The organism is Sediminicoccus sp. KRV36 (genome assembly GCF_023243115.1).
Taxonomy (GTDB): Bacteria; Pseudomonadota; Alphaproteobacteria; order Acetobacterales; family Acetobacteraceae; genus Roseococcus.
In genome coordinates, this window is the sequence record NZ_CP085081.1 from 3,052,784 (window position 1) to 3,067,800 (window position 15,017).

General features: G+C 67.8%; 14 protein-coding genes. 4 read left to right on the forward strand and 10 right to left on the reverse strand.

Features of this window, described 5'->3' with window-relative positions:
* The first annotated feature begins 87 nt into the window (after positions 1-87).
* Together LHU95_RS14345 and LHU95_RS14350 are read left to right on the forward strand one after the other, a co-directional pair.
* The gene (locus LHU95_RS14345) at positions 88-489 is read left to right on the forward strand and encodes a Rap1a/Tai family immunity protein (protein ID WP_248707639.1); all 402 of its coding nucleotides are present in this window, start codon (positions 88-90) and stop codon (positions 487-489) included.
* Positions 489-800, forward strand: coding sequence for a glycine zipper domain-containing protein (locus tag LHU95_RS14350; protein WP_248707640.1), 312 nt, complete (start codon positions 489-491; stop codon positions 798-800). The genes LHU95_RS14345 and LHU95_RS14350 overlap by 1 nt, the downstream gene beginning before the upstream one ends.
* A gap of 8 nt (positions 801-808) precedes the next feature.
* Here LHU95_RS14350 and LHU95_RS14355 read toward each other — a convergent pair whose 3' ends face one another.
* The 10 genes from LHU95_RS14355 to dusB form a co-directional block, all read right to left on the reverse strand.
* On the reverse strand, positions 809-1,639 hold the full coding sequence (locus LHU95_RS14355; protein WP_248707641.1) for an inositol monophosphatase family protein: 831 nt from the start codon (positions 1,637-1,639) through the stop codon (positions 809-811).
* The gene (gene hflX / locus LHU95_RS14360; protein ID WP_248707642.1) at positions 1,636-2,943 is read right to left on the reverse strand and encodes a GTPase HflX; all 1,308 of its coding nucleotides are present in this window, start codon (positions 2,941-2,943) and stop codon (positions 1,636-1,638) included. The genes LHU95_RS14355 and hflX overlap by 4 nt, the downstream gene beginning before the upstream one ends.
* 4 nt (positions 2,944-2,947) lie before the next feature.
* On the reverse strand, positions 2,948-3,277 hold the full coding sequence (gene hfq / locus LHU95_RS14365) for an RNA chaperone Hfq (protein ID WP_248711568.1): 330 nt from the start codon (positions 3,275-3,277) through the stop codon (positions 2,948-2,950).
* 87 nt (positions 3,278-3,364) lie between these two features.
* Positions 3,365-4,063, reverse strand: a complete 699-nt coding sequence (locus LHU95_RS14370; protein ID WP_248707643.1) for an HAD family hydrolase — start codon at positions 4,061-4,063, stop codon at positions 3,365-3,367.
* On the reverse strand, positions 4,060-4,932 hold the full coding sequence (locus LHU95_RS14375) for a D-amino-acid transaminase (RefSeq protein ID WP_248707644.1): 873 nt from the start codon (positions 4,930-4,932) through the stop codon (positions 4,060-4,062). Before LHU95_RS14375 ends, LHU95_RS14370 begins: the two co-directional genes overlap by 4 nt.
* A gap of 10 nt (positions 4,933-4,942) precedes the next feature.
* Positions 4,943-6,337 carry a sigma-54 dependent transcriptional regulator gene (locus LHU95_RS14380; protein ID WP_248707645.1) on the reverse strand — a complete coding sequence of 465 codons (1,395 nt, stop codon included), beginning with the start codon at positions 6,335-6,337 and terminating at the stop codon, positions 4,943-4,945.
* Positions 6,327-8,603 (reverse strand): PAS domain-containing sensor histidine kinase, encoded by a 2,277-nt coding sequence (locus LHU95_RS14385; RefSeq protein ID WP_248707646.1) that lies wholly within the window; start codon positions 8,601-8,603, stop codon positions 6,327-6,329. The genes LHU95_RS14380 and LHU95_RS14385 overlap by 11 nt, the downstream gene beginning before the upstream one ends.
* Positions 8,604-8,646: 43 nt before the next feature.
* A complete protein-coding gene (ntrC, locus tag LHU95_RS14390) occupies positions 8,647-10,089 on the reverse strand; it encodes a nitrogen regulation protein NR(I) (RefSeq protein ID WP_248707647.1) in 1,443 nt (480 codons plus the stop codon).
* Positions 10,086-11,255, reverse strand: a complete 1,170-nt coding sequence (locus LHU95_RS14395; protein WP_248707648.1) for an ATP-binding protein — start codon at positions 11,253-11,255, stop codon at positions 10,086-10,088. The genes ntrC and LHU95_RS14395 overlap by 4 nt, the downstream gene beginning before the upstream one ends.
* A complete protein-coding gene (dusB, locus tag LHU95_RS14400) occupies positions 11,252-12,289 on the reverse strand; it encodes a tRNA dihydrouridine synthase DusB (RefSeq protein WP_248707649.1) in 1,038 nt (345 codons plus the stop codon). The genes LHU95_RS14395 and dusB overlap by 4 nt, the downstream gene beginning before the upstream one ends.
* Before the next feature lie 110 nt (positions 12,290-12,399).
* Here dusB and ispD point away from each other — a divergent pair, with 110 nt between their 5' ends.
* Positions 12,400-13,545 (forward strand): 2-C-methyl-D-erythritol 4-phosphate cytidylyltransferase, encoded by a 1,146-nt coding sequence (ispD, locus tag LHU95_RS14405; protein WP_248711569.1) that lies wholly within the window; start codon positions 12,400-12,402, stop codon positions 13,543-13,545.
* Between the two features lie 279 nt (positions 13,546-13,824).
* Positions 13,825-15,006, forward strand: a complete 1,182-nt coding sequence (locus tag LHU95_RS14410) for an acetyl-CoA acetyltransferase (protein ID WP_248707650.1) — start codon at positions 13,825-13,827, stop codon at positions 15,004-15,006.
* Positions 15,007-15,017: the final 11 nt, after the last annotated feature.

Below are 15,017 nucleotides of genomic sequence, written 5' to 3' on the forward strand. Positions count from 1 at the left end.
GCCCCGGAGCAACCGCCCTGGGCAACCTGGGGCCGCCTCGCGTGTTGTCACCTCCATGCGGCCGCTCGGGCCGCTGGAGAGAGACCCATGAAACGGATGATTCCGGCCCTGGCCCTATTGCTGGCCAGCGGCACCGCCTTCGCCCAGCCCCGCCCCGTGGACCATGTGCAGACCGTGGCGGACCTCGCCGCCATCTGCGACCCCAGCACCACCGGCGTGCCGCGGCTGGAAGCGATCGCCTATTGCCAGGGCTTCCTGACGGCGGCCGGCCAATACCACGCGCTGATGAACCCGCCCGGCCGCCCCATCCGGCCGCTGTTCTGCGTGCCCAACCCTGGCCCCAGCATCGCGCAATCCGGCATCGCCTTTGCCCGCTGGACGCGGGAGAATCCCAGCTACGTCAACGAGCCCGCCCTGGATGGCATGCTGCGCTGGGCGCAGGCGAGCTTCCCCTGCCCCACCGAAACTTCGACGAGGAGGGCACGCTGATGCGCCGCATCCAAATGGCCGTCCTGCTCGCCGCTGGCCTCGGCATCTCCGGCTGTGCCGGAATGAATGACACCCAGCAGCGCACCGCCACTGGCGCGCTCGGCGGTGGCGCCGTGGGCGGCATCATCGGCTCCTTCACGGGAAATGCGGGGCTTGGCGCTTTGCTGGGCGCTGGCGTCGGCGGTGCCGGCGGCTACCTGTATGACCAGTCGCAGCAGCAGAGCGGCTACAACAATCGCGGCTATAACAACAATAACCGCGGTTACAACAACAACCGCGGCAATGGCTGGGGCCAGCAGCAGCGCTACTGAGCCAAGGGTCAGGCGCTGCCGAGCAAGGCTTCGCGCAGCGCCTGCCAGCCAGCGGCATCCGGCACGCAGATCAGCCCCCCCGCATGCTTGCGGGGGGAATAGGCGGTGCCGTCGAACTGCGCGGCATAGCCACCCGATTCGGCGTGGATCAGCACACCCGCCGCGTGGTCCCAGGGCATCAGGCGGTTGTAGAACAGGGCGTGCAGCCCACCCGTGACGGCCAGCCGGTACTCATGCGCCGCACAGCGGAAATTCAACGTCCCCGCCAACTGCGCGAGGCGCGGCAGTAGATGCGCCTTCTGCGCGGCCGGCAGGTAGCTCCAGGAAATCGCGCCCACCATCTCACTCAGGGGCGCGGGCGGGGCCACGCGGCAATCATGCCTGGCCCCCGCTGGCGTCTCGATCCAGGCCCCCTCACCGCGCAGGCCGATCACCGTGTCATCGCCCATCGGGTCATGGATCCACCCGGCGATGGTCTCACCCTGGTGCACGGCGGCCAGCATCACGCCGAACAGCGGCACGCCCGCCGCGAAATTCGCCGTGCCATCCACCGGATCAATGATGAAGCACAGCTCCGCATCCAGCATGCGGGTGAGTTGCGCCGGGTCCGCCGCCGCGGCTTCCTCGCCCATGATCATCGCATGGGGGAAGCGGGCCGAAAGGGCCGCCGTCAGGACGCGTTCCGCCGCTTCATCCGCCTCGGTCACCAGATCGAGCGGACTGGATTTCATGCGGATATCGCCACTGGCGAGCTTGCGGAAACGCGGCAGGATCTCGGCCTGCGCCACGCTGCGCAGCAGCACTGCGATCTCACTCGCCTGGCTTGCGGAAAACCTCATGGAAGCAACGCGTAGCGGGCGCGGTTGGCGGGCGAAATCCGCACGGTGAGGTGAATGCTTCCCTCCGCCTCATGCCGCTCCAGCACCTCGCCATGGCGGTACAGCCACGCGAGGCGTGATCCATCCTCGCTCGGCAATTCGAAGCGCTCCGTCACCATGCTTTCCGAGAGCCTGGCATCCAGCGTCTCCCGCAGCGCATCCAGCCCCTCCCCGGTCAGGGCCGAGACCGCGAGGCCGCCTGCCGCGCGGGAGGCGATGGCCTCCGGTCCGCCCAGCAGATCAGCCTTGTTCAGCACCTCGATGCAGCGGCCGCGCCAGCCGCCATCCAGCGGCGCATCGGCGCCTTCGGTCATTTCATCCAGCACGGCGTTCACGTCATTGCGCTGGGCCGTGCTGTCAGGATGCGCCACATCGCGCACATGCAGGATGATGTCGGCGGCGGCGACCTCCTCCAGCGTGGCGCGGAACGCCTCGATGAGCTGCGTCGGCAGATCGCTGATGAAGCCCACCGTATCGGAGAGGATGGCATGCCGGCCGGAGGGCAGCGTGATCTGCCGCATCGTCGGGTCCAGCGTCGCGAAAAGCTGGTCCTGCGCGTAAACCGCTGCACCGGTCAGCGCATTGAACAGCGTGGATTTTCCGGCATTGGTGTAGCCCACCAGCGCAATCACCGGATAGGGCACACGCTCCCGCGCCTTGCGGTGCAGGCCGCGGGTGCGGCGCACCTGCTCCAGCTCGCGCTTCAGCTTGATGATGCGCTCGCCGATCAGCCGGCGGTCAATCTCGATCTGGCTTTCACCCGGGCCACCCAGGAAGCCGAAGCCACCGCGCTGCCGCTCAAGATGCGTCCAGGACCGCACGAGCCGCGTCCGCTGGTATTCCAGATGCGCGAGTTCGACCTGCAGCGAACCCTCCCGCGTGCGGGCGCGCTCGCCGAAGATTTCGAGAATGAGGCCGGTGCGGTCAATCACCTTCGCCCGCCAGTCGCGCTCCAGATTGCGCTGCTGCACTGGCGTGAGAGCCGCATCCACGATGACGAGGCTCGCCTCCTGCTCCTCCAGTGCCTGGCGCACCATCTCGACCTGGCCTTCGCCAAGCAGGGTGGAGGGCCGGCGCTGGCGCAGTGGATGGATGGCGGAATGCACAATGGTGACGCCGATCGAAGCCGCGAGGCCGACCGCTTCGGCCAGCCGCGCCTCAGCCGCACGCGGCAGGCCGCCCGTGGGTGCGAATTCCAGGATGTTCGAACGTTGGGTGCGTTCGAAGGGAAGAATGACGGCGGCGCGCGTCGGCGCCGCCGCCACATCCTCAGTCTTCGCGGGCAGGGGCTGGCTCCCGGGACATGGTCAGCGTCGTCTCGCGCACGGGCGCACCGCCGGCAGGCGGTGCGGCCGCAGCACCCGCCGCCTGGGGGTCGAACAGCATGATGGGGGCACCGGGCATCACCGTGCTGATGGCATGCTTGTAGACGAGCTGCGTATGCCCATCCCGCCGCAGCAGCACGGAGAAATTGTCGAACCAGGTGATGATCCCCTGGAGTTTGACCCCGTTGACGAGAAAGACCGTCACCGGGGTTTTGCTTTTGCGAACGTGATTCAGGAACACGTCCTGCACGTTCTGGGATTTCTCGGCCATGATGGCCTCCTTCTTGTTTTTCGTCGCGGGCCGTTCAACGCGATGGTTGGGCCCGTCGCCTTGCCAATGATGAATGTCGGGCGTCCCGGATCACTTGTCCAGAGCGTGCAACCGGGCCGCGAGTTGCAGCCCGTCCGAAAAAGCCATGTCGGGCGCGCAGGCGGCAATGCCGCCATCATGCTCGGCATCGCCCAGCAGGACCGCCACGCAGCCGGCCGCACGGGCCGCCTGCATGTCGATCGCCGTGTCGCCGACATACCAGATGTGCGGCCCGGCGCTGAGGCCCATCTGCCCCAGTGCCAGATGCAGCGGCGCGCCGGAGGGCTTGTCGGCCACGGCATCGCCGGCGCCCACCACAGCCCTGAAACGCGCCTGCCAGCCCAGATGCGCAGCCTCGGCCCGCAGCAGCGGCCCCTGCTTGTTGGAGACGACGCCGAGCGGCAGATGCGTCAGCGCATCCAGCATGCCCAGCGTCGCAGGCAAGGGGCGGATCACCTGGAGATGCGTGGCGTGCACGGCATCATAGAAGATATCCCGCGCGCGCTCCCACTCCGCGCCGAAATGCTCGGGGAAGGAATCGCGCAGGGATTTGCGGACATTCGCCAGCACCTGCGTGCGGGTCCAGGCGGGCTTGCCGAAGGCGGCGAAGGCCGCGTTCAGCCCGGCCTCGATGGCTGCCCAGCCATCAATCAGCGTGTTGTCCCAGTCAAACAGGATCGCATCGGGCGTGGTGTGGCCCGCCCGATTCAGCTCTCCGGGCTTCGCCCTCCGACCATCGGGCGGGGTCACGCCGCATTCCCCAGGCCCGCATGCACATGGCGCGAAAACACGTCAAACAGCCGCCGCGTCACCGGCCCCACCTTCCCATCGCCCACATCCCGCCCGTCAATCCGCAGGATGGGCTTCACGAAGGAGGTGGCCGAAGTGAGGAACGCCTCTCGCGCGCCGCGCAATTCCTCCAGGCTGAAGGGGGCCAGGCTGTAGGGGATGCCGGCCGCCTCCATCTCCGCAATCAGCGCGCCACGGGTGCAACCGGGCAGGATCACCTGGTCCAGGTGGCGGGTACGCAGCACGCCTTGCGCATCCACGATCCAGAAGGAGGTGGCGGCCCCTTCCGTCACCATGCCGGTCGCTTCGTCAAACAGGATGGCCTCGGCCGAACCTGCCTCGCGCGCGGCCTGGCGGGCCAGCACATTGGGCAGCAGGTTCACGCTCTTGATGTCGCGCCGCGCCCAGCGCAGGTCCGGATGGGTGATGGCCGTGATGGTCCAGCGATCCACATCCTTCGGATAGGGCGGGATATGGCGGATGGTCACGACCAGGGAGACCGGAACCGGCACGCGCGGGAAGGCATGGTCCCGCCGCGCCACGCCGCGCGTCACCTGCATGTAGAGCAGCCCGTCCCGCACCCGGTTGCGGCGCGCCACCTCCATCAGCACCATCCGCAGCGCCGCGCGCGCCATCGGCATGGGGAGATGGATTTCGCCGAGCGAACGCTCCAGCCGGTCCAGATGGCGGGCCTCGTCAATGAAGTGGCCGCGATAGAGATGCACCACCTCATAGATGCCATCGCCGAACTGATAGCCCCGATCCTCGATATTCACCGAGGCTTCGCGCTGCGGCAGATAGGCGCCATTCACATAAGCGATTTTCGACATGGCTTCGAGTTTACGCCGTCCCGGACGCCCTGTCTTCCGCCTGCACGCCGAGGAATTTGAGCTTGCGGTGCAGGGCGCTGCGCTCCATGCCGACAAAATTGGCAGTGCGGCTGATATTGCCGCCGAAGCGCAGCAACTGCGCCTCCAGATATTGCCGCTCGAAAGCCTCCCGCGCGTCACGCAGGGGGAGCGTCATGATTTCGCTGGAGCGGTCGAGCCGCAGCATGGACGGCGCGGTCGAGACGATTTCGGGCGGCAGCGATTCCGCGCGGATCGGCGCACCGGAATCGCCGGGCGTCATGATCAGCAGCCAATCCATCAGGTTGCGCAATTGCCGCACATTGCCCGGCCAGTCATGGGTCTGCAGCGCGGCGATGGTGTCCTCGGCCAGGGCGCGCGGCGCGAGGCCCGAGCTTTCAATGGAGCGGGCCATGAAATGCCGGGCCAGGGCGGGCACATCCTCCCGCCGCTCGCGCAGGGCCGGCATCCGCAACGGCACGACGGACAGGCGGTAGAACAAATCCTCGCGGAAGCGCCCGGCCGTGATCTCCGCCTGGAGGTCCTTGTTCGTGGTGGCGATGACGCGGACATCCACCTTCACGCGCGTCGCCCCGCCGATGCGCTCGAAGCCTTGCTCCTGCAGCGCACGGACGATCTTGCCCTGGGTTTCCAGCGGCATGTCGGAGACCTCGTCCAGCAGCAGCGTGCCGCCATGCGCGCGCTCCAGCGTGCCGGCGCGGCGCGGCTGCTCGCCGCGGGGCTCCACGCCAAACAGCTCCTCCTCGATGCGACCGGGATCGAGTGTCGCGCAATTCAGCGCGACGAAAGGCCCATCGGCGCGGCGCGAACGCGCATGCAGCATGCGCGCCGCCACTTCCTTGCCCGTGCCTGCCGGCCCGCTGATCAGCACACGCGAATTGGTCGGCGCCACGCGCTCGATCGCCGAGCGGATCTGCGTCATGGCCGGCGAGACGCCGATCAGCTCCGCCTCGGAGCCGGCGCGCAGGCGCAGATCGCTGATCTCACGCCGCAGCTTGGCGGCTTCCAGCGCACGCGCGACGATCAGCAGCAGGCGGTCGCTCTTGAAGGGCTTTTCGATGAAGTCGTAGGCGCCCTGCTGGATCGCCTGCACCGCCGTCTCGATATTGCCGTGGCCCGAGATCATCACACAGGGGACATGCGGCTCCTCGCGATGCAACGCATCGAGGATGCCAAGCCCATCCAGGCGCGAATTGGCCAACCAGATATCGAGGATGACGAGGGAGGGCCGGCGCGCCCGGAAATGCGCAATTGCCGTATCCGAATTATGCGCCTGTCGCGTCTCATAGCCCTCGTCGGAGAGGATGCCGTCAATCAGGGAGCGGATATCGGGTTCGTCATCCACGATCAGGATGTCATGCGCCATGGCCAGGCTCCCCCATTTCGTGCCCGCCAGACGTAGCTGCGCCGGACGTCAGGCCGTCGGGCGCAAGCGCATCGGGCTCCCGCGCCGGCAGGATCAGCTCGGCGCGTGCGCCGCGGCCCGACAGCGCATCGGTGAGCTGGATGCTGCCACGGTGGTCCTCCATGATCTTCTTCACGATCGCGAGACCAAGGCCGGTTCCCTTTGTTTTATGCGTGACATAGGGCTCCGTCAGCCGGTCCCTCTCATCGCCCTCCGGCAGGCCGATGCCGTCATCTTCCACCGAGATGATCAGCCGCTCGCCCTCGCCGGACAGCCCTACCCGGATATGGCCGACCGGCCGCGGGCAGGCAAGGCCTTCCTCTTCATCGCGCTGCACCCGCATGGCGATGGCATCCGCCGCGTTGTTCAGCAGGTTGGTGAGCGCCTGATTGATCAACCGCCGGTCACAGGCGGCATAGAGCTTCTGCTCCGGCAAATCCGTGATCCAGGCGATCTCGGGGCGGGATTGCTGTTGCAGCACCAGCGCCTCACGCACCAGGCGGCCGATTTCCTCGGGGCGGATCACCGGCTGCGGCATCCGGGCGAAGGCGCTGAATTCATCCACCATCCGGCCGATATCCCCCACCTGGCGCACGATGGTGTCCGTGCAGGCGGTGAAGGTCTCCGGATCATGCGTGATCTGCTTGAGGTAGCGCTTCTTCAGCCGCTCGGCGCTGAGCTGGATGGGCGTCAGCGGATTCTTGATCTCATGGGCGATACGGCGGGCCACATCCGCCCAGGCGGCCTGGCGCTGGGCGGTCAGCAGGGCGGAGATATCGTCAAACGTCAGCACATGGCCCTGGCTTTCCATCTCGGGCGAGAGGCGGGCCAGCAGCGTCTTGCGCGCATTGGGCGGGCCCACGCGGATTTCGGCCGTGCGCGTGGTGCCCGGCTGCGCGAGCAGGCCGGCGAATTCGGGCGCGATCTCGGCCATGGGGCGGCCGATCTCGCGCTCCAGGTCAATGCCGAGCAACAGGCTGGCGCTGCGGTTGGGCAGGTTCACGCGCAGCTCCTGGTCGAGGCCCACAATGCCGGCCGAAACGCCGCCCAGCACGGCCTCGGTGAAGTTCTGCCGCTCGGCGATCTGCCGGTAGGCTTCCAGCAATTCGCTGCGCTGGCCGGCCAGCTGATTGGTCATGCGGTTGAAGGCGCGGCTCAGGCTGCCGATCTCGTCATCGCCATCGCCCTCCTCCACGCGCACCGAGAGATCACCTCCGCGCACCCGCTCGGCCGCCGTGATCAGGCGGGAAATCGGCCCGGCCAATTGATTGGCCAGCACCAGCCCCACCAGCACCGCCGCCAGCAACACCAGCAGCGAGCCGATGGCGAAGATCATCACGAAGGTGATCTGCAACCCCTCGCGGTTGCGGTCGATGGATTGATAGGCCGTCACCGCCTGTTCGGTGCGCTGCATATGCTCCAGCACCGAGGAATCCACCGGCCGCCCGATCATCAACTGCAAACCGGAGGCCTGGGACAGCGCGATGATGGCGCGAACGCGATTCTCCTCCTCCACCGCCACCACGGCCACCTCGCCACCAGTGGCGATTTCAATGGCCCAATCGGGCGGCGGGGAGAGCATGAAGGCGGAACTCACCCCCGCATGCGCCACGATGCGGCCCAGCAGCGGCTCGAACACCACGGCCTCGGTCAGGCCGCGCGCGCTGGCCTGGGTGGCCAGCACGCGGGCGAAGGCGAGGCTCTGGTCCGGCAGCAGCACCACGGCGCGGTTCAGATCATTGGCCATGACCAGCGCATCGGCGCGGATATTGTTCTGGTGTTCCTCGAAATAGGCCCGGCTCGCCACCAGCGAGGCTTCGAGCGCCGTGCGCACCCGGTCACTGAACCAGGCCTGGATGCCCAGGTTGAAGAAGATGGCGGAAAACCCCGCCAGCAGCATGGCCGGCACGATCGCGACCACGGAGAACAGCAGCACAAGCCGCGTGTGCAGCCGAGAGCCCGCCGAACCACGCCGCCGCTCTGCCCAGACCCGCACCAATTGCCCGGCCAGCGAGGCCAGCAGCAGCAGGATGATGGCCAGATTGACCAGCACGATGCCGACCACCTGGCCCGGACGCGTCGGCCCCAGCGGGCTGCCATCCGAAAGCACGACGAAGGTGAGGATGCCCATCACCAGCGCGCCCACGGCGAGCCCCAATGTCACCCCCCGGCCGAGCAGCATATCGGCAAGGCGCCGCAGCAGCGGCACCCGGGCTGGCTTGGACATGCTCAGGGCTTGCTCATGCCAGGTCGCGTCATGCCAACCCGTGTCACGACAGACCGCGCACGACCGGCAACTCCAGGTCCCGCAGCTTCTTGCGCAGCGTGTTGCGGTTCAGCCCCAGCAGCGCCGCCGCCTTGATCTGGTTGCCGCGTGTGGCGCTGAGTGCGAGGCGCAGCAGGGGCCGCTCCACTTCCGAAATCACGCGGTCATGCAGGTCCCGGATCGGCATGCCGTCCTTATGGGCGGCCATGAACAGCTTCAGGTGGCGCTCCACCGCCTGTTCCAGCGTCTCGCTCGAACGCGGCGCGCCGTCGCTCGGCGCCTCGGCCTCGGCGAGTTCGGCGGCGACCGCTTCCTCGCCGATGGTTTCCTGCGGGTAAAGTGCGGCGAGGCGCCGCATCAGGTTCTCCAATTCGCGCGCATTGCCCGGCCAGGCGTGCCGCTTCAGCCGCTCCAGCGCTTCATTGCTGAGCGACTTCAAGGGCAGGCCCGAGGCCCGCGCGCGCTCCAGGAAATGCCGCGCCAGCAGGGGGATATCCTCCGTGCGCTCCCGCAGCGGCGGCAGGCGGATCGGCACCACATTCAGGCGGTAGAACAAATCCTCGCGGAACAGGCCGGCGCGGATGGAGGCGCGCAAATCCCGGTGTGTGGCAGCGACGATGCGCACATTCGCCTTGACCGGCTGGCGGCCGCCCACGGTCGTGAACTCGCCCTCCTGCAACACGCGCAGCAGGCGGGTTTGCGCCTCGGCCGGCATGTCGCCGATTTCGTCGAGGAACAGCGTGCCGCCCGCCGCCTGCTCGAAGCGGCCAATGCCGCGCGTCAAGGCGCCGGTGAAGGCGCCCCGCTCATGGCCGAACAGCTCGCTCTCGATCAATTCGCGCGGGATCGCCGCCATGTTGATGGCCACGAAGGGCCCCTGCCGGCGCTTGCCATAATCATGCAGCGCGCGGGCGATCAGCTCCTTGCCGGTGCCACTCTCGCCCGTGACCATGACGGTAAGGTCCGCCGTGGTGAGGCGCGCGACCGTCCGGTAGATGTCCTGCATCGCGGTGCTGCGGCCCACCAGCGGCAGGCGCTCGCCGGGTTCGGCCTCCTCATCGGGGGGCACGGCGGTGGCGGGCTGCGCCAAGGCGCGCTCCACCACATTCAGCAATTCCTTCAGATCGAAGGGCTTGGGCAGATATTCGAAGGCGCCGCGCTGGGCCGCCTTCACCGCCGTGGTGAAGGTGGATTGTGCCGACATGACCACGACGCGCAGATCCGGCCGGATCCGCTTGATACGCGGCAGAAGGTCCAGCCCGTTCTCATCGGGCATGACCACATCGGTCACCACCAGATCGCCCTCGCCATCCTCCACCCAACGCCACAGCGTGGAGGCCGAGGAGGTCGCACGCACATTATACCCGGCGCGCGTCAGGGCCTGGGAGAGGACGGTACGGATCGCGCGGTCATCATCGGCGATCAGGATGGTGCGGGATTCTGTCATTCGTCACTCTCATGGGCCGGCTCGCCCCGTGCATGATTGGGGGGCTCGGCCGGCAGGGACAGGCGGAAGCTGGTGCGGCCGGGGCGGCTGTCGCATTCGATCAGGCCGCCATGATTGGCGACGAGCTTGGCCACGAGGGCCAGGCCCAGCCCCTGCCCGCCTCGCTTGGTGGTCACGAAGGGCTCGAACAGGGTGGAGCGCAGCGGCTCGGGGATGCCGGGGCCATTGTCGCGCACGATGACCTGCAGCGGCAGATGCACGCGCTCGGTGCTGCCGGGGACGGCGATGCGCACGCCATGGTGATAGGCCGTGGCGAGGTGGATTTCGCCCGCCCCACCCGTGGCGCCGCCATCGCTCAGCGCTTCGGAGGCGTTCTTCACGAGGTTAAGCAAAATCTGGATCAGCTGGTCCCGGTCCCCCCAGACGGCAGGAAGCGAGGGGTCATATTCCTCCACCATGCGCAGATGGCAGGCGAAGCCCGATTGCGCCACGCGGCGCACATGATCCAGCACGGAATGGATATTCACCGCCTGCCGCTCGATCGGCCGGTCGGAGAACATCTCCATCCGGTCCACCAGGTTGCGGATGCGGTCGCTCTCCTCCTGGATGAGCAAGCAGAGTTCGCGGTCCCCCTCGGAGGCGCCCTGTTCCAGCAATTGCGCCGCGCCACGGATGCCGGAGAGCGGGTTCTTCACCTCATGCGCCAGCATCGCGGCCATGGCGGTGGCGCCGCGCGCGGCACCCAGGAAATGCAACTGCCGGTCCAGCATGGCCGCCGTCGAGCCATCCTGCAGCGTCAGCACCACGCCTTCCGGAAGGTCCGGCATCGGGGCGCCATAGACGGAGACGCCATGCCGGCGCAGCCGCGGGCTCTCCAGGATCAGGTCATGATCCGCAACCGGGCTGTCCTGCAGGCGAACCTGGTGCAGCAAGGCAAAAAGGCGATGATCCGGCGGCAGCAGCTCCGCAAGCTGCATGCCCAGCAGGCTTTGCAGCGATTGCTGGAAGAACAGCTCGGCCGCCGGGTTGGCGAAGCGGAAGCGATCCTCGCCATCGAGGACAATGGCGGGCATGGGCAGGGCCGAGAGGATGCCCGCCGTATCGGGCAGCGCCAGCGGGCGCGGGCGGCGGGCCAGGGCCGCCACACGGCTGATCACGCCGCTCATGCGGCTTCCTGCCAGGCCGGCGGTTCCGCCCCGCCTTCGATCAGCGGGCCGTAGAAGCCCTGGATCAGCGATTCCGCCGCCTGCCCCATCTCGACGCGATTCACCTGGGCGCGGAATTCCGCGCTGCCCGGCAAGCCGCGCGAATACCAGGCGACATGCTTGCGCGCCATGCGCACGCCGATCCCCTCGCCATGATGCTCCAGGATGGCGCGGTAATGTTGCAGCAGTATGGCCAGCTGCTGCTCCAGGCTCGGGTCGGGCAGGCGCGTGCCATCCCGCAGGAAGGCCGCCACCTGGCGCGGGAACCACGGCCGGCCATAGCAGCCACGCCCGATCATCACGCCATCCGCGCCGGCCCGGGTCAGCGCATCCAGCGCGTTGTCCACCGTCACGATATCGCCATTGGCGATGACGGGAATGGAAACCGCCGCCTTGACCGAGGCGATGAAATCCCAGTCCGCGACGCCGGTATAAAGCTGCTGGCGCGTGCGGCCATGGATGGTCACCAGGCGGATGCCGCATGCCTCGGCGATGCGGGCGAGCTTGGGCGCGTTCAGGCTCTGATGGTCCCAGCCCATGCGCATCTTCAGCGTGACGGGGACGGAGACGGCCTTCACCACCGCCTCCAGAATGGCGGCCGCGCGCAATTCATCGCGCATCAGGGCGGAGCCGGCACTCTGCCCCACCGCGACCTTCTTCACCGGGCAGCCGAAATTGATGTCCACGATGGCGGCGCCCTTATCCACCACGAGGCGGGCGGCATCGGCCATCACGGCCGGATCGCAGCCGGCGAGCTGCACCGAGGAGGGGCCGCCCAGCTCGTCCGAAGTGTCGCACATCTTCAGGCTTTGGCGGTTTTCGCGGATCATGGCGGCGGAGGCGATCATCTCGCTCACCACAAGCCCCGTGCCTTCCGCGCGCGCCAAGCGGCGGAAGGGCAGATCCGTCACCCCGGACATGGGTGCGAGGATCACGGGCGTTTCGATGGTCACATCGGGCGAGAGCACGATGGGCCGAAGGCGGTTGCTCATCATTTGTGCAGCCATACGCAAAACCAAGCGCCACGTCCACGCCGGCCGTGCCATCCGGCGAGATTTCCGCCCCCCGAATTCCCTGGCGTGACGATCTGGCCTATTCGGGAGGCATCATGATCGTCGCACTTTTGATGGCCGCCGGGCGCGGCGAGCGCTTCGGCGCCCCCGAACCCAAGCAATATGCCCTGCTGCTCGGCCGCCCGGTCCTGCGGCTGGCGGCCGAGGCGCTGCTGGCCGGCGGCCATGTCCAGCAGCTCCAGCCGGTCTGCGCGGCGGGCGAGGAAGCCCGGGTCGCCGCCATGCTGGAGGGTCTGCCGCATCTGCCGCCCGTGACCGGCGGGGCCACGCGCCAGGCCAGCGTGAAGGCCGGCCTGGCGGCCCTGGCGGCCCTCAACCCGAGCATCGTCCTGGTGCATGACGCGGCCCGCCCGGTGATTCCGCCAGGCACCATCCCTGCCCTTCTGGCCGCGCTGGAACAACAGGCCGGCGCGATCCCGGCCCAGCCCGTCTCGGACACGCTGAAGCGCGGCGCGGGCGGGCTGATCGGCGAGACGGTGCCCCGTGCCGGATTGTTTCGCGCCCAAACGCCGCAGGCCTTCCGCTTCGAAACATTGCGCGCCGCCCATGACAAGGCCGGGGCCGAGGCGACGGATGACGCCCAGCTGCTGGAATGGCTCGGCGAGGCTGTGGCCCTGGTGCCCGGCCATGAAAGCAACGTGAAAATCACCTTCCCTGAGGATCTGCTCCGCGTGGAATCCACCCTCCTGCCCCGCCTACTGCCCCGCATCGGCACGGGCTTCGACGTGCATCGCCTGGTGCCCGGCCGGCCCCTCATCCTTTGCGGCATTACCGTGCCGCATGCGCTCGGCCTGGACGGGCATTCGGATGCCGATGTCGGCATCCACGCGCTTTGCGATGCGATCTACGGCGCCCTGGCCGAGGGCGATATCGGCCGGCATTTCCCGCCCTCGCAGATGACCTGGAAGGACGCCGACAGCGCGCAATTCCTGGTGCACGCCATGGGCCGCGTCGCGGCCCGCGGCGCCATGCTGGTCAATGCGGATGTGACGCTGATCTGCGAACAGCCCAAGATCGGCCCGCATGCGCCAGCGATGATGGCGCGGCTGGCCGAAATCATGGGGGTGGCGATCGGGCGTGTCGGGGTGAAGGCCACGACGACGGAGCGCCTCGGCTTCACCGGCCGCGGCGAAGGGATTGCCTGCCAGGCGGCCGTCAGCCTGCTGGTGCCGGACTGACGGGCAGACATCGCCGGGGGGCAGCCGTTGGGCGAAAAAAAAGCCGCCCCATGCGGGGCGGCCAAGGCAAGGTTGAGGAAGGCAAAGCTGTCAGGGCGAGAGATGCACCCGACACCCCTGAAATAGATCAGGACAACTCGCTTTCAATACCCTTTCGATAGCCAATCGTATAACAAGCCTGAAATATGTTGCCTGGCCGCAACACTCACGCCATCGGCAGAAGCCTTGGCGCGACCCAGCGCAATGCCCTAACCTGCGTGAAACGGGAGGAAAGCTGCCATGACCGCAATGCAACATGACGCCGCCATTATCGGCTGGGCGCATAGCCGCTTCGGCAAGTTGGAAGAGGCTCCCGACGCCGAGGCGCTGATCGGCCTCGTCGCGCGCGAGGCCATCGCCGATGCCGGGCTTGAGCCGCATGAGGTGGATGCCGTCTTCCTCGGCACCTTCAATGGCGGCTTCCAGGCGCAGGATTTTCCCGCCTCGCTGGTCTTCCAGGCCGTCCCGGAATTGCGCTTCAAGCCGGCCACGCGCTTCGAGAATGCCTGCGCCACCGGCACCGCCGCCATCCATGGCGCGCTGGATTTCCTGGGGGCGCGGCGCGGCCGCGTAACGCTGGTCATCGGGGTCGAGAAGATGACGACCACGCCGGGCCCGCGCGTCGGCGAAATCCTGCTCTCGGCATCCCACCTCAAGACCGAGGGCGGGATCGAGGCGGGCTTCGCCGGCGTCTTCGCGCGCATCGCCGAGGCCTATTTCCAGCGCCATGGCGACAGTTCCGACGCGCTGGCCGCCATCGCCGCCAAGAATCACGCCAATGGCGTGGACAACCCCTATGCCCAGATGCGCAAGGATCTTGGCTATGAATTCTGCCGGAACGAGAGCGAGAAGAACCCCTATGTGGCGCGCCCGCTCAAGCGCACCGATTGCAGCCTGGTGTCGGACGGCGCGGCCGCCCTCATCATCGCCGAGGGCGATGTGGCGGCCTCCGCCCGCCGCGCCGTGCGCTTCCGCGGCACGGCGCAGGTGAATGACTTCCTGCCCATCGCGCGGCGCGACATCATTCGCTTCGAGGGGGCGCGCGAGGCCTGGGCGCGGGCCTTCGACGCCTCGGGCCTGACGCTGGCCGATCTCTCCTTCGCCGAGACGCATGATTGCTTCACCATCGCCGAACTCATCGAATATGAGGCGATGGGGCTGACGCCCGAGGGCCAGGGGAGCCGGGCCATCCTGGAGGGCTGGACGCGCAGGGATGGCCGCCTGCCGATCAATCGCTCGGGCGGTTTGAAATCAAAGGGGCATCCGATTGGCGCCACCGGCGTTTCGATGCACGCCCTCGCCGCCATGCAACTCACCGGCGAGGCGGGCGCCATGCAATTGCCGCGCGCCGAGATCGGTGGCGTGTTCAACATGGGCGGCGCGGCCGTGGCGAATTATGTGAGTATCCTCGAACGCGTCTGACAGGGCGCCAG